Source organism: Desulfobacterales bacterium (assembly GCA_029211065.1).
Classification (GTDB): Bacteria; Desulfobacterota; Desulfobacteria; order Desulfobacterales; family JARGFK01; genus JARGFK01.
Window position 1 is genome coordinate 1 of the sequence record JARGFK010000061.1, and the last position, 19,309, is coordinate 19,309.

17 protein-coding genes are annotated in these 19,309 nt (G+C 50.7%); 10 read left to right on the forward strand and 7 right to left on the reverse strand.

Annotated features, from left to right (window positions below; all coding sequences use genetic code 11):
• The first annotated feature begins 136 nt into the window (after positions 1 to 136).
• From P1P89_13915 to P1P89_13930, 4 genes are read left to right on the forward strand one after another with little or no spacing between them, the layout of a single operon-like run.
• The gene (locus tag P1P89_13915) at positions 137 to 1,342 is read left to right on the forward strand and encodes an MFS transporter (protein MDF1592607.1); all 1,206 of its coding nucleotides are present in this window, start codon (positions 137 to 139) and stop codon (positions 1,340 to 1,342) included.
• A 28-nt stretch (positions 1,343 to 1,370) separates the two neighbouring features.
• A complete protein-coding gene (mutM, locus tag P1P89_13920; GenBank protein MDF1592608.1) occupies positions 1,371 to 2,198 on the forward strand; it encodes a bifunctional DNA-formamidopyrimidine glycosylase/DNA-(apurinic or apyrimidinic site) lyase in 828 nt (275 codons plus the stop codon).
• 59 nt (positions 2,199 to 2,257) lie between these two features.
• Positions 2,258 to 3,661 carry a pyruvate kinase gene (gene pyk / locus P1P89_13925; GenBank protein ID MDF1592609.1) on the forward strand — a complete coding sequence of 468 codons (1,404 nt, stop codon included), beginning with the start codon at positions 2,258 to 2,260 and terminating at the stop codon, positions 3,659 to 3,661.
• A complete protein-coding gene (locus P1P89_13930; GenBank protein ID MDF1592610.1) occupies positions 3,662 to 3,871 on the forward strand; it encodes a hypothetical protein in 210 nt (69 codons plus the stop codon).
• Between the two features lie 88 nt (positions 3,872 to 3,959).
• Here the strand turns inward: P1P89_13930 and P1P89_13935 are convergent, their stop codons facing one another.
• From P1P89_13935 to gcvH, 6 genes are read right to left on the reverse strand one after another with little or no spacing between them, the layout of a single operon-like run.
• Entirely contained in the window at positions 3,960 to 4,427 is a 468-nt protein-coding gene (locus P1P89_13935; protein MDF1592611.1) for a hypothetical protein, read from the reverse strand.
• A gap of 54 nt (positions 4,428 to 4,481) precedes the next feature.
• Complete coding sequence (gene lipA, locus P1P89_13940; GenBank protein ID MDF1592612.1) at positions 4,482 to 5,354, reverse strand: lipoyl synthase; 873 nt, start codon at positions 5,352 to 5,354, stop codon at positions 4,482 to 4,484.
• 10 nt (positions 5,355 to 5,364) lie between these two features.
• Positions 5,365 to 6,105, reverse strand: coding sequence for a lipoyl(octanoyl) transferase LipB (lipB, locus tag P1P89_13945; GenBank protein MDF1592613.1), 741 nt, complete (start codon positions 6,103 to 6,105; stop codon positions 5,365 to 5,367).
• 12 nt (positions 6,106 to 6,117) lie between these two features.
• A complete protein-coding gene (gene gcvPB / locus P1P89_13950; GenBank protein ID MDF1592614.1) occupies positions 6,118 to 7,575 on the reverse strand; it encodes an aminomethyl-transferring glycine dehydrogenase subunit GcvPB in 1,458 nt (485 codons plus the stop codon).
• Entirely contained in the window at positions 7,572 to 8,903 is a 1,332-nt protein-coding gene (gcvPA, locus tag P1P89_13955) for an aminomethyl-transferring glycine dehydrogenase subunit GcvPA (GenBank protein MDF1592615.1), read from the reverse strand. The genes gcvPB and gcvPA overlap by 4 nt, the downstream gene beginning before the upstream one ends.
• A gap of 5 nt (positions 8,904 to 8,908) precedes the next feature.
• A complete protein-coding gene (gene gcvH / locus P1P89_13960) occupies positions 8,909 to 9,307 on the reverse strand; it encodes a glycine cleavage system protein GcvH (protein ID MDF1592616.1) in 399 nt (132 codons plus the stop codon).
• A 122-nt stretch (positions 9,308 to 9,429) separates the two neighbouring features.
• Between gcvH and lpdA the strand changes: the two genes are divergently transcribed.
• Positions 9,430 to 10,857, forward strand: a complete 1,428-nt coding sequence (gene lpdA / locus P1P89_13965) for a dihydrolipoyl dehydrogenase (GenBank protein ID MDF1592617.1) — start codon at positions 9,430 to 9,432, stop codon at positions 10,855 to 10,857.
• Here lpdA and panP read toward each other — a convergent pair.
• Complete coding sequence (gene panP / locus P1P89_13970) at positions 10,846 to 12,495, reverse strand: putative pyridoxal-dependent aspartate 1-decarboxylase (protein ID MDF1592618.1); 1,650 nt, start codon at positions 12,493 to 12,495, stop codon at positions 10,846 to 10,848. The two genes, lpdA and panP, sit on opposite strands and share 12 nt — an antisense overlap.
• 222 nt (positions 12,496 to 12,717) lie before the next feature.
• Between panP and argC the strand changes: the two genes are divergently transcribed.
• The 5 genes from argC to clpS all read left to right on the forward strand — a co-directional run bounded on the left by argC (position 12,718) and on the right by clpS (position 19,308).
• Positions 12,718 to 13,755, forward strand: a complete 1,038-nt coding sequence (argC, locus tag P1P89_13975; GenBank protein MDF1592619.1) for an N-acetyl-gamma-glutamyl-phosphate reductase — start codon at positions 12,718 to 12,720, stop codon at positions 13,753 to 13,755.
• Positions 13,756 to 13,873: 118 nt separating this feature from the next.
• A complete protein-coding gene (folD, locus tag P1P89_13980; GenBank protein MDF1592620.1) occupies positions 13,874 to 14,782 on the forward strand; it encodes a bifunctional methylenetetrahydrofolate dehydrogenase/methenyltetrahydrofolate cyclohydrolase FolD in 909 nt (302 codons plus the stop codon).
• 231 nt (positions 14,783 to 15,013) lie between these two features.
• A complete protein-coding gene (locus P1P89_13985) occupies positions 15,014 to 15,940 on the forward strand; it encodes a M23 family metallopeptidase (GenBank protein MDF1592621.1) in 927 nt (308 codons plus the stop codon).
• A 252-nt stretch (positions 15,941 to 16,192) separates the two neighbouring features.
• Positions 16,193 to 18,715 carry a preprotein translocase subunit SecA gene (gene secA, locus P1P89_13990; protein MDF1592622.1) on the forward strand — a complete coding sequence of 841 codons (2,523 nt, stop codon included), beginning with the start codon at positions 16,193 to 16,195 and terminating at the stop codon, positions 18,713 to 18,715.
• Positions 18,716 to 18,990: 275 nt separating this feature from the next.
• Positions 18,991 to 19,308 (forward strand): ATP-dependent Clp protease adapter ClpS, encoded by a 318-nt coding sequence (gene clpS / locus P1P89_13995; GenBank protein MDF1592623.1) that lies wholly within the window; start codon positions 18,991 to 18,993, stop codon positions 19,306 to 19,308.
• Position 19,309: the final 1 nt, after the last annotated feature.

Here is a 19,309-nt window from a genome sequence, read left to right on the forward strand (position 1 = left end):
TGGTCAATAATCAATCCGCTTTGAGCGGTTCACATATTCAAGCCTCCGGCTTTGCCGGAGGTATGTGACTTTATCGGGAGGGGGAAGCGCCACAATCCAGCCGTGGCAACTGCGACTGAAAAGGATAAACTGAGCCGTGAATCCGGATCCCTCCGATAGCGCAAACGATACCCGTTGGGGCATCATCGGCATTGTCGTTGCGGCCGGTGTTGTAGCAGCCATCCAGGTCGGCAAGGTGCCGCCGGTCCTGTCCGTGATGCGACAGGAACTGGGGCTCAGCCAGGTTGCAGCGGGTTGGGTAGCCTCACTTTTTAACGGCTGCGGCGCTGTTCTGGGAATCAAGGACGGCCGGGTGGCTGACCGGATTGGCCCGCGACTGGTATTGGCCGTGTGTGTCGGTTTGCTTGGATTGGGCAGTTTAATGGGCGGACTCGCACCAACCGCCGGCCTTCTGTTTGCAAGCCGGTTCATCGAAGGCATTGGGTTTGTCGGCTTGATAGTGGCTGCGCCGGCCCTTGTTGTTGCGGTTTCAAGGGCGGCGGACCGCCGCCTGGCGCTGGGTATTTGGGGTATTTACATGCCCCTGGGGATGGCCCTTGCAATGGCCCTTACGCCGGTTTTGCTGGAACACATGAACTGGCGCGGGGTGTGGCTGCTGAACGTGATGCTCTTACTTTTATATCTGGCGGCGTTGCTGGGGTCGATGCGCTGGCATCGCTGGCCGGACAATCTGCAACGCGGCGGAAAAGAGACCGACTTTTGCCTGAAATCGGTTCTGTCCAGCCGCGGCATCTGGTTACTGACGGTCTGTTTTTCAATTTATGCGTTGCTGTTTTTTGCGCTGATGACTTGGCTGCCGACGATTTTGACGGAAATCCTGGGATGGTCGGCTGCGGCCGCGGCCTACACTTCGGCTCTTGTGGTATTTGTAAATGTGTTCGGCAACTTTTTCGCCGCCCGGCTCATGCGCCATGGCGTGAAAGAGTGGATACTGATTGCAATCGCTTTCGGTGTGATGGCAACTTCTGCTGCGGGCATCTTCGGCGGTTATGTCACCGATACAGGGCGGGTTGCACTGGCTTTTCTGTTCAGCTTGGGCGGCGGCCTGCTTCCGGCAGCCGTCCTGGCCGGGGTGCCGGCCCAGGCAAAATCACCGGCCCAACTATCAACGGCAAACGGCGTTGTTGTGCAGGGAATAAACTGCGGCAGTTTGGCAGGACCGCCGGTGATGGCGGCAGCCGTGGGGTTTTTCGGCGGCTGGCAGGATGTCTATTGGCTGATGATTATCTGCTGCGTGCTGGGTGCGGTGTTTGCAGTGGGACTTAAGATACCGGAGCGTTGATTTTAATAAATATCAGTAAGGATTTTGTATGCCGGAGCTGCCTGAAGTTCAAACGGTTGTTGCCGATTTAAAAGCGGCCGGATTCGAGGGCGCGGTTATCACCCGCGCAGATATTTTCTGGCCCAAAACCATTTACGGACTCTCCGCCGCAGCCTTTCAGAAAAGGATAAAAGGGCTGACGATTGCCGCGATTCGGCGGCGGGGAAAATTCATCGTTTTCGATTTTCGCAATGGCGGACACCTGCTCATACACCTGCGCATGTCCGGCCGGCTGTTGATCAAAACAACCGGGTTGCCCCGTCTAAAGCATGAACATGTCATCCTGAATTTTAAGGACAGACAGATGCGGTTTCACGATACCCGAAAATTCGGCCGCTTTTACCTGGTAAAGGATGCAAATCCGATATTGGGGCGCCTGGGACCGGAGCCGCTGGATCCGTCTTTTCGTGCGGCTGGATTCGTTGATATGCTGAGAAACCGAGGCCGCATGATTAAACCGTTGCTGCTGGACCAGTCATTTATTGCCGGGCTGGGGAATATTTATGTGGATGAAGCGCTGTGGGACGCAGGTATTCATCCCCAAAAAATAGCTGCTGAACTGGACGCCCGTGAGGCCAAATCCCTTTATCATACCATCCGGAAAGTATTGCGCAGGGGGCTCAAAAACCTGGGGACCACACTGGGAAGCGGTCAAACCAATTTTTTTTCCATTACCGGCCATACGGGGCGCAACCGTGAGCAGTTGAAGGTTTTTCGCCGTAACGGACTGGCCTGCCCGCGGTGCCGAATGGTAATCAAACGGATCATTGTCGGTCAGCGGAGCACCCATGTTTGCGAGAGGTGTCAAAAGATTTAATTGATGTTTAAATCCAGGTCTGATATTCGGTAACAACTGTTTTTTATATGAGAGGAATTATGCCGAAAACAAAAATTGTTTGCACCATCGGGCCGGCGAGCGGATCGCGGGAAATCATCAAGCAGATGATTTTGGGCGGTATGAACGTCGCCCGACAAAACTTTTCACATGGCACCCACAGTGAACATCTTGAAATGATACGTATTGTCCGTGAAGTATCAGAAGAAGTCGGAAAGCCGGTCGCCATCCTGCAGGATCTTTGCGGACCCAAAATCAGGGTGGGCAGCGTTCGCGAGCCCGGTGTGGAACTTAAAACAGGTCAGACGTATATTTTAACCAGTGAACCGGTTGAGGGGGATGAAACCCGGGCGTCGGTTTCTTACGCCGACCTGCCTGCTGAGGTCCAACCCAATGATCGGATCCTGCTGGCCGACGGGATGATGGAAATGGTAGTGAAACAAACCGACCCGACCAACATCTACTGTGACGTCATTATCGGGGGCCTCTTGACATCACACAAAGGGATTAACCTTCCCATGAGAACCCTAAAGGCGCAAGCTCTGACCGAAAAGGATAAGACGGACCTTGATTTCGGGCTTGCCCATGGGGTGGATTATGTGGGGCTTTCATTTGTCCGAAATGCAGCGGACATTCAACGGGTCAAAGATATCATTGCAGCAGCCGGGAAGGACACCCCCGTCATCGCAAAAATTGAAAAACATGAAGCCATTAATAATATTGATGAAATCATTGGGGTTTCAGACGGCATCATGGTTGCCCGGGGGGATCTGGGGGTGGAAATTGATATTGAAAACATACCGGGGATTCAGAAGATACTGGTTAAAAAGGCCAACAAGGCAGGTAAGCCGGTAATCATCGCCACCCAGATGCTGCGGTCCATGGTTCATTCTCCGAGACCGACACGGGCGGAAGCTACCGATGTGGCCAACGGTGTTCTGGACGGGGCTGATGCAGTCATGCTATCCGAAGAAACGGCCAGCGGTGATTTTCCGGTGGAAGCGGTTCGATACATGGCGCGCATCGCTGAAAACGCTGAAAAAATTTATCCCCACGACCGCTACCTGAAAATAATGCCGGCCAAAAAAATTCCGGACTCCGTTGCCTACGTGTCCTGCGTCCTGGCGGACCATCTGGAGGTCAAAGCGATTGTACCCACCACCCGCTCCGGATTTACCGCAAAACAGATTTCGCGATTCAGGCCCAAAACCAAAATTATCGCCCTGTCACCGGATAAGTCAACGGTCAGGCGACTGGCGCTCTACTGGGGATGCCTGCCCAGTTTCGTTCCGGACCCCAAGGACACGGACGAGATGATTGAGAAGGCGGCCCAGTCAGCGCTTCATACCGGCAATGTGACCAAAGGTGATTTGATCATCATTACGGCCGGATACCCGATCTGGGCGGCAGGGACAACCAAGATGCTGAAGGTAAAAAAACTGTAAATGGGATTCATCAGACAACAGGAAGAGCGCCTGGCGATACGCTTTCTCGAGTGGCAGTATCAACGCAGCAACCAGCCGGTTCCATCCGCTGAAATACTTCAGAACAAGGCGGCCCAAATCGTAGCAGAAGCCCACCGCATCGCCCGTAAAAGGGGAAAAAATGTTGTCACGATCATGAAAGAGATGGTTGCGGATATTAAACAAAAATGAGGATCTTGAAAAGTACTCCTTTCAGACAGGGTTCCTGATAAAACTTAAATCAAGGTTCATTTCCACGGCAAGATCGTTGAGATTTTTCTTAATCCCTGCGATGGATGCATCCGCCGGAACGTCGGCTTCCAGGGAAAGTTCCAAAAGGGGCGCACCGGATAAGGGGGGCCCGGTTCACGTCTGTTTTCAGCGACTGAATATTGACGTTGTGCTGATGCAGGATATGGACGACCCGCTTTACAATTCCGGGATGATCGATCGCCCGGGCTTCCACGTAAAGCGGGAGCGAGGGCTTGGGCTGTTTACTGCCCGGATCGTCGGCCTCATACAGAAATGATTCCAGCCCCACCTGCTGCAGACCGGGAATCGCTTCCTTGATTGTTTCAAGGTCCCGGGGCAAAGCAGAAAAAAGGGTCATAATAGAGAAGCACCCCCCCAGTGCGGCCATGCGGCTGTCTTCAATATTGGCGCCGTGTTGAAAAAGAAGCGTCGATACATCGTTGACGATGCCGGGCCGGTTTTTCCCCACCGTGAAAAGAATCATATATTTTTTCAAAACATCCCTCCTTTATTGATATCTGGTTTTCAGGGCAAAAACCGAGTTCCCCGATTATTTTACTTGACAATCACCATAGAGCTCGCCGGCATGATAGGAACTTCTGACAAATGGACCGCTGGCAACGGTGCTGAATCCCATCTGCAGTGCTGCTGATTTTAACCGGCTGAATTCAGCCGGTGTTATATACCGTTCAACCGGCAGGTGCGCCCGGGTCGGCTGCAGGTACTGCCCGAGGGTAAGGATGTCGCAGGAACTGTCCCGCAGGTCCTGCAGGGATTGCAGGATTTCATCCCCTGTTTCTCCCAGGCCGAGCATCATGCCGGATTTGGTGGGAATACAACTGCTGTATGTCTTTACCGCCAGGAGCAGATGGAGCGAACGGCGGTAGTTTGCCTGGGGCCGAACAACCGGATAGAGCCGGGAGACCGTTTCGATATTATGGTTGATGACGTCCGGTCGTGCATCGATAACCGTTTGGAGCGCCGCCGTGTTACCCCCGAAATCCGGGATTAAGACTTCAATCAATATGCCCTGGGTTTTGTTGCGGACGGCGGAAATGGTTTGTGCAAAATAACCGGCGCCGCCATCCGCCAGGTCATCCCGGGTAACCGATGTAATCACCGCATATTTCAGTTTCAGTTGCGCGATGGTTTCAGCAACTCTGGTGGGTTCGGACGGATCCGGCGGCTGCGGTCGGGCATTAACAGCGCAAAATCGACAGTCGCGGGTGCAGCCGGGCCCCAGTATCAAAAACGTAGCGGTTTGTTTGGAATAGCATTCCCACCGATTGGGGCATTGCGCTTCCTGGCAGACCGTATAAAGATGCCTGTCTTTAATCAACGTCCGAACTGTTTCATATCCGGCGTTGGCGGGCAACCGCTGCCGCAACCATGCAGGTTTAGGTAAAATGGGATGTGTTTTCATCAGGATGCCCTCAAGCTGCCGCGGCTTTGCATAAGCGCTCCTGCAGCACCGGCAGGTCGATGGTTTCCAGCCGCACGCCAAAGACACTTTCTATGTGTCGTTTAAGGGCTGCTCGCACCTTGCTGATGGAAACGGCTTGTCCGGATTCTTTTGCCAGGGAAGTCACCCGTATCCCCTTTAGACCGCAGGGATGGATCCAGCTGAATGGATCCAGGGACAGATCGACGTTCAGGGCCATTCCATGAAACGTGATGCCATGTCGGACGGCAATACCGACACTCCCCATTTTTTTTAGATCAACCCAGATGCCGCGGTTCAGGGGGTGACGACGGGCGGCGACACCCCAGTCCGCTGCCGTCTGCAGCATAATTTCTTCCAGACGGGTTACGTAGCCCGTTACGCTGATGCCGGCCGCCTGTATATCCATGATCAGGTAGACAACGACTTGTCCGGGGCCGTGAAAGGTGATGCTGCCGCCTCGTTCCACCTGGATCAGCCCGATCCCGGTTTCTTCAAGAAACGTTTGGGAGACCGTTAGATTTTCGATCCCGCCCCTGCGGCCGAATGTGAAAACAGCGGGATGTTCCAGAATCAAAACCGTGTCGGCATCGATAATTTTGTCTTTTCGGGCCGCCACCAGTTCTTTCTGTAAATGCCAAACCTGTTGATAATCCGTCAGCGGCAAGCTGACACAATAGCATCTGGACCGGGATCCGCTGGAAAGACAGGGAGGGGATGTCGCGGTGTTCATTCCGGGACCTTTCTAGTCGCTCAGACAGGGCCGCCGCGCTGCGGTTGCTTCGTCCAGGCGTTTTAACTTGCAGCGTACCGGCGCCTGTTTCAGGATTTCAGGGTTGTCGATTGCTTCTGATGCGATGGATTTGCAGGCGTTGATAAATTCATTTATATTCTCAAGAGACTCTGTCTCGGTGGGTTCGATCATAAAGGCGCCGCTAACAACCAGCGGAAAATAGATCGTGGGGGGATGAAACCCATAATCCATCAACCGTTTGGCGATGTCCAATGTGGTTATGCCCTGGTTTTTCTGCAGCTTATCCGAGAAAACACATTCATGCATGCAGGGCTTGTCATAGGCCAGATGAAACACGCCCCTTAAGGATTCTTTGACGTAATTGGCATTTAATACCGCCAGCTGGCTGGCTTTTTTTAAAAATTCCGGGCCCATGCTCAGGATATAGCAGTAAGCCTTAAGCATGACGCCGAAATTGCCCCAAAAGGCATGCAGTTTTCCAATGGTGTCCGGAAAATCATCCGACAGGTCGTATCCGACGGCTGTTTTGACAATTCGCGGTATGGGCAGAAATGGCGCCAGATGGCTTTTCACGCAAACCGGTCCGGAACCGGGACCGCCGCCGCCATGGGGTGTTGAGAAGGTCTTGTGCAGATTTAAATGCATCACATCCACGCCCAGGTCGCCCATGTGCACCATACCCATGACAGCATTCAGATTGGCCCCGTCACAATACACTTGACCGCCTTTGGCATGGACAATTTGCGCAATGGCTTTGATGTTTTCTTCAAACAGACCCAGGGTGTTCGGGTTGGTGATCATAATGCCGGCGGTGTCATCATCCATCAGTTCCGATATCTGACCGGGGGAAAGAATCCCCTGGTCATTGGAGCTGACGGGGATCGGCCTATAACCGCACAGTGCCGCGCTGGCCGGATTGGTGCCATGGGCGGTATCCGGGACCAGAATTTTCGAACGGGGCCGACCCTGGCTGTTGTGGTAGGCAACCAGCATCAGCATGCCGGCCAGCTCACCCTGGGCGCCAGCCGCAGGCTGGAGAGAGACGGCGTCCAGGCCGGTAATTTCCGCCAAGAAATCCTGGAGTTCAGACATGAGTTGAAGGGCGCCTTGAACCAGTTGCGCCGGCAGCAGCGGATGGGCATTTGCAAAACCGATCAACCCCGCCAGCTTTTCATGGACTTTGGGATTGTACTTCATGGTGCATGAACCCAGGGGATACATGCCGGTATCAACCCCGAAATTCCATTGGGACAGGCGGGTATAATGGCGGACCACATCAATTTCGCTGAGGTCGGGAAAATCCGGTCCTTCTCCCAAGAGTGTTTTGTCAATGGCGCTCTTTTCAATATCAGATCGCAGTAACGAGTATCCGATTCTTCCTTTTTTACCTTTTTCCCAAAGGAGGGGTTCATTCAGGATCAGTCCGGTCGTTCCCATGGGCTCGTTCATGCTGAAACCTCTTCTATCAGTCGGTCGATTTCCCGGCGTGTCCGTGTCTCGGTTGCGCACATGAGAAAATGGTTGCGCAGTTCTGGATAAAAGGGTTCAAGCGCCAGACCGGCGACGATTTTTTGCGACAACAGCCGTTCATAGGTCGACGAGAAACCCTCCGGTGCTTTGACCACAAATTCATTAAAAGTGGGGCCTGCAAAAACGGTCTGAAATCCGGTCCGGCAAAGCGCTTTCTTGAGATACTCAGAGGTGTCATAATTTAAGCGGGCCAGTTTACGCATGCCGGTCCCCCCCAGGGTGGCCATGAACATGGCGGCATTCAGGGCACACAGACTGTTGTTGGTACAAATGTTGGACGTCGCTTTTTCCCTGCGGATATGCTGCTCCCGGGTGGAAAGGGTCAAGACGAATCCGTCTTTTCCGTTTTGATCAGTGGCTTTACCCACCAGGCGTCCGGGCATGCTGCGCACGTATTTCATTCGGCTCGCCAGCATCCCCAAAGCAGGGCCGCCGAAAGATCGCGGCAGCCCGAGACTCTGGCCTTCACCGCAAACGATATCCGCCCCCTGGCTGCCGGGGTTTTTATAAAGCCCGAAAGCAAGGGGTTCGGTAAAGGCTGCCACCAACAGGGCTTGTTTCTCCCGGGCCCGCTCGGCAAAAATTTTCAGATCTTCGATGCATCCAAAAAAATTGGGGGTCTGTACGGCAATTGCGGCAAGATCTTCCATGGGTTCAAGCGCCGCAATATCCGTCCGTCCGGTCGCGTCATAAGGGATTTCCGACAGTTCATACCCGGTCGGTTTGAAATAAGTCCTGACCACCTGACGAAAAAAAGGATGGATTGATTTTGAGACGGCCACACGGTTTCGACGTGTGATGCGAATCGCCATCAACAGTCCTTCCGCCAGTGCGGAGGCGCCGTCATACAAGGAAGCGTTTGCCACCTCGATTCCCAGCAGACGCGCCGTCAGGGTCTGATATTCATAGATTGCCTGGAGCGTCCCCTGGGACATCTCAGGCTGGTACGGGGTATAGGAAGTTACAAACTCCGAGCGGCTCAGCAGATAGGGGATGGCGGCGGGGATATGGTGGTCGTAACTGCCGGCCCCCAGGAACAGGGTATATTCAGGATCGACGGCCATGCGCCGGGACAACTCTTTTAAGTGATCTCTCAGTTCCCACTCCGTCAGGGGCTGGGGTAGCTGAAGTTCAGCGGTGCGCCGACAGTCAGCGGGAATTGACCCGAAAAGTTCTTCCAGGCTGCCCACCCCCGCGACCGCAAGCATTGAAGCGATGTCTTCCGGCGTATGGGGTAAATAACGCATCCGGTTTATCCTTTCAGCATGTTTAAGTAGGCGTCCTTTGTCAGCAGTGAATCAATTTCGGACGGGTTTTCAATTTTAATCTCTATCATCCAGCCGTCACCGTAAGGCGCCGTGTTGACCTGCTCGGGGGTGTCTTCGATGGCGGTATTGACGGAAATAATCTCACCGCCAATGGGCATATACAGTTCGGAAACCGCTTTGACGGATTCGACAACGCCGAATTCAGCGCCTTTCGGCAATTTTTTACCAACTGCCGGGAGTTCAACATAAACAATATCCCCCAGCTGGTCCTGGGCATAATCGCTGATCCCGAGGGTTGCGGTATGGTCCTTGACTTTGACCCATTCATGGTCCTGGGCGTAGCGAAGGTCATCGGGAAAGTTTAACTCGCTGATTTCTTTCATAACGATCCTTTCGATTTTAATATGAATAAGGAGATATCATTTGATGAATTCTCAATTTATTATTATGTATATATAATCGTATTGTTAATCAAGATCAAGGCTGAATTCCATGGGGAGCTGAAATGAAGACCAAAATTGCAATTATCGGGGCCGGTCCGGGGGGATATGTCGCTGCTGTCCGCGCAGCCCAGTTGGGCGCCGACGTTACCGTAGTGGAGCGTGAGCGCGTCGGCGGGACCTGTTTAAACTGGGGCTGCATCCCCTCCAAGGTCATGAAGACCACCGCTGAACTGTTCTATAATATCAGGCGGGCCGGAGAATTCGGAATCGACATCCAGGGTCCGGTCAGGCCGAATATGCGGGCGTTGATGGAAAGAAAGAAAAATGTCATCCAGGGCCAGGCAAATGGAATCCGGAATCTTTTTAAACACCATCACATCAGGTATGTCGAAGGACAGGGGGTTATAACTGCACCACAGAAGCTGAAGGTAGCACCCAAAAACGGTCAACCGGTTGATATTTTATGGGATAAGTTGATATTAGCCCCGGGAACCCGCCCTATCGGGATTCCGGCCCTGCCTTTTGATGGAAATCGTATTATTTCAAGCAACGAAGCCCTCCAGCTGGATCAGGTTCCGGAATCCATCCTGATTATCGGCGGCGGTGTGATCGGATGTGAATTCGCCGGCATTTTTTCAGCACTGGGCGCCCGGGTAACCGTAGTTGAAGCCATGTCGCGACTTTTGCCGCTGCCTTCGGTGGATGCAGACTGTTCCAAGGTTTTGCAGCGCGAGATGAAAAAACAGAAAATCGAATTTCTGCTGGGGTATACGGTCGAAAATATTGAAGAATACCCGGATGATTTATGTGTGCAGCTCATTCCCTATGGTGAAGCAAAAGAATCCGGCGAATCTGAAAAACTTCAAATTGAAGCAAAAAAAATTTTGGTATGCATCGGGAGAGGTCCCCTTACAAATGAGATCGGACTTGAAACTCTCCCCGTTGAAAAGGACGCCAAGGGATGGATCCTGGCAGATGAAAAGATGCAGACCCGTGCATCAGGCGTCTATGCCATCGGTGATGTACTCGGTCCTGAAAAGGTCATGCTGGCCCATGTCGCTTCAGCGGAGGGACTGATCGCTGCTGAAAATGCCATGGGGGAGAATCACAGGATGAATTACGGGGTTGTTCCATCAGCGATTTTCACCATGCCGGAGGTTGCCGATGTCGGATTAACGGAAGCCCAGGCCGGCGAGCAGGGGTGTGATTATCGGGCCGACCGAATCCTCTTTCGGGTTATCGGCAAAGCCCAGGTGATGGGAGATATTGTCGGGGAAGTAAAAATAATTTCCGAACGGGGCAGCGGCGGGTTGTTGGGGGTTCATATAGTAGGCCCCCGGGCAACCGAACTGATCGCCGAAGCGACACTGGCGCTGCAAATGAAGGCCACTGTGAATGAATTGGCCGCAACGATCCACGCGCATCCGACCCTGGCAGAAATCATGATGGAAGCATCGTTAAAGGTCCTTGACCGATCATTACATGGATAGCATCCCATCCAGAAAGGTCGTTCGATATATTTCTTCCTGTTCATCGAGAATTTCACCCAGGGTCGCAAGGGTCGTCAACGGGTTCATGATGACACAGCGGAGCACCACCATTTCTTCCTCGTGCGAACCGTCGAATTTAAGCGTGGTCCGGGAAACAAAACTCTTTCCGGCTTCACGCTGCAGGCGTTGAACCGTCCGGTTGATTTTATTTAACTTGGCAATAATCTCTTTTTTCTTGAGCGGATTTTCCTGAGAGAACTGCGATTTCATGGGAAACGGAAAGACGCGATAGGTCAGGATATTTAAAACCGGTGCGGTGACCAGCTCAAAGTCGGGCCGGGACCGGATCTCATCGGCAAAGGCACGAGCGGTTTCAATGCCGTGCTCAATCAGCAGGGCATATCCCTGGCTTCCCATTATTTTCAGGGCCGCATCCAAAATGAGCGAATTGGCTTCACGTGAACCTGAAATCGATTTGATCCCCAGGTCTACGGAACCGGGCCGATTGACATAATTGGCATGGTAGACGATGCTATCCAAGGCGGTCGGATCTTTAAAAATGACCATTCCCGCACTCATGGGCATGTAAAACTGTTTGTGACCGTCGATGGTGACGGAATCAGCCATTTCAATGCCGCTGAGGAGATGGCCGTATTGCCGAGACATCAGTGTGGGGCCGCCCCAGGCCGCATCTACGTGGAAATGAATCCGGTTTTCCGAGCAAATCTGACTCAGTCTGGACAGGGGATCAATGTTCCCGGTTTCAGTGGTGCCGGCAATCCCGACGATTGCGAGAATTCTGGTTTTGGTTTCATTGGTTTTAATGGCATTGATTGTCTTTACGAGGCGGTCAATGTCCATTCGATTTTCTTTATCCACTTTGATTGCGATGACGTTGCGGTTGCCGATACCCAAGACGCCAGCGGCTTTTTGCAGGGAATAATGCCCCAGTTGGGACACCAGAATGACGCAGCGCTCGACGCCGTAAGCATGATAGGCGGCCTGGATGCCGTCTTTTTCAACTCCGGCAAACCCATCTTTGGGAGAAAAGAGGTTGTTTCTGGCGACCCACAAGGCCGTTATGTTTGCCAGTGTGCCATCTTCTGCAAAACTGCCCAAAGCGGTGCGGGTATTCTGTACATGTTCGTCGTAGAAGCTTTCACGCTTACGATAGATCAGGCGATGGATTTTGGCCATCACCTGTTTTTCAATGATGGAAACGACTTTTGATGTTTCCAGTTTTACGACATTTTGATTCAGGGCTGCAACGATGGTTTTCAGATGAACCATAAAAAAAGGAATCGCGGAAGTCATATGACCGATGAAATAGGGAGAAGCGACATTTACGGCATGCGGTGCAATATCTTCAATGAGGTCCTTGATAACATGTTCAAGATTCTTTTCAGGCGTTTCGGCTATCAGCGAGTTTTTAAACCTGTCGGAAAGCTCCTTTAGCCCCACTGCTTCGGTGATGCCTACATGTTCTTTTAAAAAGTCGTGAAGCCCGAAAAGAATCTGCTCCATATATTTTAGCAAAGCAAGTTTGGAACTGTCGCTTTCAGGGCGGATAAAGGTTCTGATAAGGGTCTGCCAGTCGGCAACCAGTTTTTTGTGGGAAGACTTATTTTCTGAATTCATCTGTTCACATTCTTATGTTAAGTGCAGGCGTTTTAAAAAATAGCCATCATTTTGAAGGGTCTCTGTAACATTAAGGCGGCTTGTTTCCAAGAAAATATTTAGAGCGATTCTGCTTGAAAAGCAAAACCAGCTCTGATAGGTCATTTGAACCTGAGGCTGAAAATGAGCAAAAGGGGACTTTTACGTAGGCTTCAACAGACCGATAAACAGGAGGAAGTGATTATGAATCGGGTGGGTGTCGTTGGCGCAACCGGATATGCCGGTGCGGAGCTTGTGCGGATTCTTTCGGCGCATCCTGAGGCTGAGATTACCATCGTCACATCGCGTCAGTTCGCCGGCAAGGCGTTTGACCGTGCTTATCCGTCAATGACCGGTTTTGTGAATTTAGTGTGTGAGGAATTGTCCACGGATAGGCTGTGTGAAAAATCAGATGTTATATTTATCGCGCTTCCCCACAAAATACCCATGGCGATCGTTCCCGGACTGTTGGACCGGGGCAAGAAGGTGATCGATTTATCGGCTGATTTCAGATTCAAGGACGTCTCCGTATATGAATCGGTTTATCAGCACCATAGCGCCGGGCAATTGCTTGACAAGGCCGTTTACGGACTATGCGAAGTGTACTACGATCAAATCCAAAAGGCGGATCTGGTGGGAAATCCCGGGTGCTATCCAACCAGTGTGATTTTGCCCCTGATGCCCTTATTAAAGGCTGGTCTGCTGGCAGGGTCATCCATTGTCGTAGATTCAAAGTCAGGGGTCAGCGGCGCCGGTCGGTCACCGTCCATAACGACGCATTTTTGCGAGGCGAATGAATCTTTCAAGGCGTATAAAGTCGCTGAACATCGACATTGTCCGGAGATGGAAGCGGTGCTTAGCCGTGAATCCGGAAGCCCTGTTCAGTTGACATTCGTCCCGCATCTGGTGCCCATGACACGCGGGATGCTGACGACCATCTATGCGGAACTCAAGCCGGGAATCAGTGCGGAAGATGTCCGCAACTGTATTTCCAAATTTTATTTTGGTCGACCCTTTGTAAGGCTTTGCCCTTACAACGGTTTGCCGGACACCCTGCATGTGCGCGGGACCAATTATTGTGATATCGGTTTTCGCATCGATGAAAGAAATAATCGCTTGGTCTTGATCTCGGCAATCGACAATCTGGTGAAAGGCGCAGCCGGGCAGGCCGTTCAGAATATGAATATCATGCTGGGGCTTGCTGAAACTACCGGACTGATCCAGACCCCCTATCCCATTTAGGAGTCCCATTCTTGACAGCAGGAGTTTGTTAAATTAGAAGTATTTGGAAGCAGGCATATATCGAAAAATAAAGATCGCTGTATCGGTCTAAATTCATCCAAAAGAAAGGAGATTTCAAATGTCGGCAAAGCTAATCAAGGGAACAGAAATACGTGAACAGATTCTTGCAGAGATCACCGAGGAAGTGGCTCAGATCAAGAAAAAGCATGGTGTCGTACCGGGCCTGGTTACCATCCTGGTGGGTCAGAACCCGGCTTCGATTTCGTATGTAACGCTCAAGATTCAAACCGCTGAGCGTCTTGGATTTAAGGAAGTTCAAGACAATCAACCGGACACATTGCCGGAGAAGAATCTTTTGGCCCTTATCGACAAATATAATAAGGACGATTCCATCAACGGCATCCTGGTCCAGCTGCCGCTGCCCAAGCATGTTGATGAAAAAAAAGTACTCAACGCCATTGATCCGGACAAGGACGTGGATGGGTTTCACCCCGTCAATGTCGGCCGGTTGATGATCGGCGGCTCTGAAGTCAAATATCCGCCATGTACGCCGGCCGGCATACAGGAGATGATTGTCCGTGCCGGAGTCGAGACAAGTGGCGCGGAGGTCGTTGTTGTGGGACGCTCAAACATTGTGGGCAAGCCCATCGCCAACATGATGTTTCAAAAAGGACCGGGGGCCAACAGCACCGTGACGGTGGTGCATACCGCCACAAAAGATCTTGCCGCACACTGCAAGCGGGCGGACATTTTGATTGTTGCCGCCGGAGTACCGGACCTTGTAAAACCGGAATGGATCAAACCGGGTTCCTGTGTAATCGACGTCGGGGTAAACCGGGTCGGTGAAAAAATCAGCGAAAAAACCGGGAAAAAAATTGCCATCTTAAAAGGCGACGTTGATTTCGAAGCTGCCAAGGAAATCGCCGGTTCCATTACGCCGGTGCCGGGCGGAGTGGGTCCCATGACCATTACCATGCTGATGAAAAACACATTAAAGTCTTTAAAATTCAAACTGGGTATCGCCTGATATTCGGGGACCCCATACCAGATACAGGGGAAGCAGGACGCTTCCCCTGTTTTATATTGAAAAACAGTAAGACGTATTGACAGGCTTGCCGCCTTTATGATAATATCTATAGCTATATGACAATTTTTTATCCGTCGACAATAAAACGGAAACCGATATCTGTTAACATTAACAGATATTTCACTTATCATAAACGGGGTAACAGACCAAAAAATCGGGAACTGTTTTTTTATGGATAAGAAAATATCATTTTTTATTTTAAGCACGACCGGTTCTCCCATAAAACGGCTCACGATGTCTAAAGGAGCGCTCAAGGTTTTAAGCCTTGTGCTGATGTTTGCGCTGGTTGCCTCCGGGTATGTTGTCTACGATTATTATACCTTGAAAAAATTGCTGCCGAGCACCTCGCGGCTGAAAAGTAAAATTGACATCCAGGAAGATGAAATCGTCAACCAGCGTCAGCAGATCCAGAATTTTGCTAATGAAATCAATATCCTGAAAACAAAATTAATCGATTTAAATCGTTTTGAAAAAAAGATCCGCATTATCGCCAACATTGAAAAAACTTCCGGCCAGGATGGCTTGTTTGGTGTTGGCGGTTCAATCCCCGAAGACTTAAATCCCAACATTGAACTTGAAAGCAAACACAACAGACTGCTGCGGGATATGCACGAACAGGTCGAACAGCTGAATGTCGCATCTGTCAGTCAAAAGGACGGGTTTGAATCACTGCTGAAATTTCTGGACGACCAGCGCAATCTCCTGGCCTCTACACCGGCCATCAGCCCGGTTAACGGCTGGGTAACATCCCGTTTCGGATACCGGTCGTCTCCTTTTACCGGCAGGCGCGAATTTCATAAAGGCCTGGATATCGCTGCCCTTAAAAAATCACCGATCATCGCAACCGCCGACGGTGTGGTAACATTTGTCGGATTAAAGGGGATGCTCGGAAAAGTTGTCGTGCTGGATCATGGTCATGGTATATCGACGCAATACGGACATATAGACAAAGCATTGAAAAAACCCGGTGAAAAAATTACCCGCGGTGATGAGATCGCTCTTGTTGGCAACTCCGGTCGAACCACCGGGTCGCATGTTCATTACGAGGTGCTTCTGAACGGATTGCCAGTTAACCCTGAAAAATATATCATTGATTAGGGTTCCTTTAATCAGCTACCTGCTGTTGGGAGAAGCGTTTTCGACACAGAAACCGGACCGACGCAGCAGTTCGGAAACCGAAATTTCCTCCACCTCCTTTTTTTTATCAATTGTTTCAGGCCATCCCGTAATCTCCAAAAAACAGAAGGTCAGCGTCGGCAACAAATTTTTGCTTTCGCTTTAAAAGACAATTCGTTATAATAACTTTATATTCATCCGGAAGACATCCATAATGCAAGGAACAGGCCATCGATGATGTTTAATTTCTTAACTAAAGTTTTTGGAAGTAAGAACGAGCGCGAACTCAAAAAGCTAGCGCCGATTGTTGAAATAATAAACACGCTGGAATCAAAAATGCAGGCGCTCAGCGATTCGGAACTAGGGTCCCAAACCCAATTGTTGAAGGCGCGCTATGCAGCGGGGGAGAACCTTGACGAACTGCTGCCGGAAGCCTTTGCAGCGGTCCGTGAGGCTTCGGTTCGTACCCTGAAAATGCGGCATTTTGACGTTCAACTCATCGGTGGACTGGTTTTGCATCAGGGAAAAATTGCTGAAATGAAAACCGGTGAGGGAAAAACCCTGGCGGCGACACTTCCCGCTTATCTGAATGCGCTGACCGGCAAGGGTGTCCATATTATTACCGTAAATGACTATCTGGCAAAACGAGATACCGAATGGATGGGGCATATTTATAAGTTTCTGGGGCTTTCCGTCGGTACGATCGTGCATGGACTTGACGACCCGGCCCGCAAAGCGGCCTATGGTGCCGACATTACATACGGCACCAACAACGAGTTCGGTTTTGATTATCTCCGGGACAACATGAAGTTTTACAGTGACTCCCTCGTTCAACCTGAACTCCACTATGCCATTGTGGACGAAGTGGACAGTATTTTGATCGATGAAGCCCGGACGCCATTGATCATTTCCGGACCGGCTGAAAAGTCTACCACGCTTTATTATCAGGTTAACGGTATTATACCGCGCCTGGTTCGGGACACGGATTTCACCATTGATGAAAAAGCGCGAACCGCTGTCTTGACCGAACAAGGGGTGGCCAAGGCCGAAAAGGTCCTATCCGTTAACAACCTGTATGACCCCAAGTATATCGAACTGCTGCACCATATTAATCAGGCCCTAAAAGCCCATGCACTTTTTAAGCGGGACGTTGATTATATCGTTAAAAATGGCGAGGTGATCATCGTCGACGAGTTCACCGGCCGCCTGATGCCGGGGCGCCGCTACAGCGAAGGGCTGCATCAGGCCCTTGAAGCAAAAGAAAGTGTTAAAATTGAAAATGAAAACCAGACCCTGGCGACCATTACCTTCCAAAATTACTTTAGAATGTATCAAAAGCTCGCAGGCATGACCGGGACAGCGGATACGGAAGCAGCCGAATTCAAGAAAATATATAATTTGGACGTAGCGGTTATTCCCACCAATAAGCCGATGGTTCGAGACGATTATGCGGATGTGATCTACAAGACCAAAAAGGAAAAATATGACGCAGTTATGGACGAGATAGCGGCGTTGCACCAAAAAGGACAACCCGCACTGGTGGGAACAATTTCAATCGACGTTTCCGAACAGCTGAGCAAAGCACTTGCCAAAAGAGGAATCCCGCATACTGTCCTGAATGCCAAAAACCATGAAAAGGAAGCCGAGATTATTGCCATGGCAGGCCAAAAGGGGTCGGTTACGATTTCAACGAACATGGCCGGCCGTGGAACCGATATTGTGTTGGGTAAGGGGGTGACGGAATTGGGCGGATTGCATATTCTCGGCACCGAGAGACACGAAAGCCGGCGGATCGACAATCAGCTCAGAGGCCGCGCCGGCAGGCAGGGGGATCCGGGTTCGTCCCGCTTTTACATGGCCCTGGAGGACGATTTGCTTCGCATTTTCGGCGGGGAGCGCATATCCGCAATCATGGAAAAACTGGGAATGGAGGAAGGACAGCCGATTGAACACAACATGATCAGCCGGGCGATTGAGAATGCACAGTCAAAGGTTGAAAGTCATAATTTTGAAATCCGCAAACAGCTCCTTGAGTATGACGATGTCATGAACCAGCAGCGGGAAGTCATCTACCGGCAACGTCGTGAAGCCTTACAGGGACAGGACATTAAAGAGTCCATCGAAGAAATGATTTGGGAAAAAGCGGATGATATCGCCGCTGCGGTCGTTAATGATACCATCCCGCCGGATGAATGGGACCTCAAACCCATGACCGATGCCGTGTTCAAACAATTTAATTTTCGCATGGCCATTAAAGATGACACCCTGAATTCGCTCAATCACGAGAGCCTGGCGCAGTTGATCTTTGATTCGGTTATGGCGTTATACAATCAGAAGGAAGCCGCCATTGGTGAAAAAGACTTTCGCCAGCTGGAACGGATTGTGATGCTGCAAACGGTCGACACCCTCTGGAAAGATCATCTCCTGAGCATGGACCATCTTAAAGAAGGGATCGGTTTGCGCGGCTATGCCCAGCAAAACCCGCTGATTGTATATAAAAAAGAAGGTTTTGAAATGTTTCAGGAAATGATATCTCGGGTCAAGGAGGAAACCCTGGCCGTCCTTTTCCGGATTCAGATATCTGAACCTGAGGTGATTGAAGATTTCAGCAAACCGAAGGAGCAAAATTTTGTCCTTTCCCACGGCGAAGAGGCTCCCAAGAAACAACCCCAGAAACGATCCGATAAAAAGATCGGCAGAAATGCACCATGCCCTTGCGGGAGCGGGAAAAAACATAAAAAATGCTGCGGTCGATAACGATGCTGAAAATTCAAACCAGTTTTTTTTGAAAACGCGACATACAATGATTATTGTTTATCAGCAATGCTTACTCTTTCGATTCATAAAACGATAACGTATTTATTTGCTTAGGACTATGTGTTGCCTTCGGCTATAAGCTCTGGCCGAATGGAGTGAGCATATCTAATGATTCGTGCCCTAAATATATGTTTGTATAATTGCGAATCGAAGCACTTGGTTTCAAACCGCCAGTTCTTGAGAATCGCATGAGAATTTATTTTGACTGAAATCCTATGGGTCGTTATAATCCAGGTTTAGATGAAGAAGCCGAATCCATAACCCAAGATGTGGTGACAGACCCTCCCATGTTCCGGGTGCTGCTTCTAAATGACGACTTCACCACAATGGATTTTGTTGTTCAGGTTTTAATGCGGGTGTTTAACAAAACATTTGAAGAAGCAGCGCGGATTATGTTGAATGTGCACCGCAAAGGTGTCGGGCTATGCGGTGTATATACCTATGAGGTTGCGGAAACAAAAGTGGATACCGTTCATTCCCTGGCACGGGAACATCAGTATCCCTTAAAGTGTACCATGGAGAAGGATGATTAGC

Excerpts from the sequence above, each read along its gene's own strand:
- mutM (MDF1592608.1), top strand. The coding sequence starts at position 1,371 with ATGCCGGAGCTGCCTGAAGTTCAAACGGTTGTTGCCGATTTAAAAGCG.
- pyk (MDF1592609.1), top strand. The coding sequence starts at position 2,258 with ATGCCGAAAACAAAAATTGTTTGCACCATCGGGCCGGCGAGCGGATCG.
- P1P89_13930 (MDF1592610.1), top strand. The coding sequence starts at position 3,662 with ATGGGATTCATCAGACAACAGGAAGAGCGCCTGGCGATACGCTTTCTC.
- lipA (MDF1592612.1), bottom strand. The coding sequence starts at position 5,354 with ATGAAAACACATCCCATTTTACCTAAACCTGCATGGTTGCGGCAGCGG.
- lipB (MDF1592613.1), bottom strand. The coding sequence starts at position 6,105 with ATGAACACCGCGACATCCCCTCCCTGTCTTTCCAGCGGATCCCGGTCC.
- gcvPB (MDF1592614.1), bottom strand. The coding sequence starts at position 7,575 with ATGAACGAGCCCATGGGAACGACCGGACTGATCCTGAATGAACCCCTC.
- gcvPA (MDF1592615.1), bottom strand. The coding sequence starts at position 8,903 with ATGCGTTATTTACCCCATACGCCGGAAGACATCGCTTCAATGCTTGCG.
- gcvH (MDF1592616.1), bottom strand. The coding sequence starts at position 9,307 with ATGAAAGAAATCAGCGAGTTAAACTTTCCCGATGACCTTCGCTACGCC.
- lpdA (MDF1592617.1), top strand. The coding sequence starts at position 9,430 with ATGAAGACCAAAATTGCAATTATCGGGGCCGGTCCGGGGGGATATGTC.
- panP (MDF1592618.1), bottom strand. The coding sequence starts at position 12,495 with ATGAATTCAGAAAATAAGTCTTCCCACAAAAAACTGGTTGCCGACTGG.
- argC (MDF1592619.1), top strand. The coding sequence starts at position 12,718 with ATGAATCGGGTGGGTGTCGTTGGCGCAACCGGATATGCCGGTGCGGAG.
- folD (MDF1592620.1), top strand. The coding sequence starts at position 13,874 with ATGTCGGCAAAGCTAATCAAGGGAACAGAAATACGTGAACAGATTCTT.
- P1P89_13985 (MDF1592621.1), top strand. The coding sequence starts at position 15,014 with ATGGATAAGAAAATATCATTTTTTATTTTAAGCACGACCGGTTCTCCC.
- secA (MDF1592622.1), top strand. The coding sequence starts at position 16,193 with ATGATGTTTAATTTCTTAACTAAAGTTTTTGGAAGTAAGAACGAGCGC.
- clpS (MDF1592623.1), top strand. The coding sequence starts at position 18,991 with ATGGGTCGTTATAATCCAGGTTTAGATGAAGAAGCCGAATCCATAACC.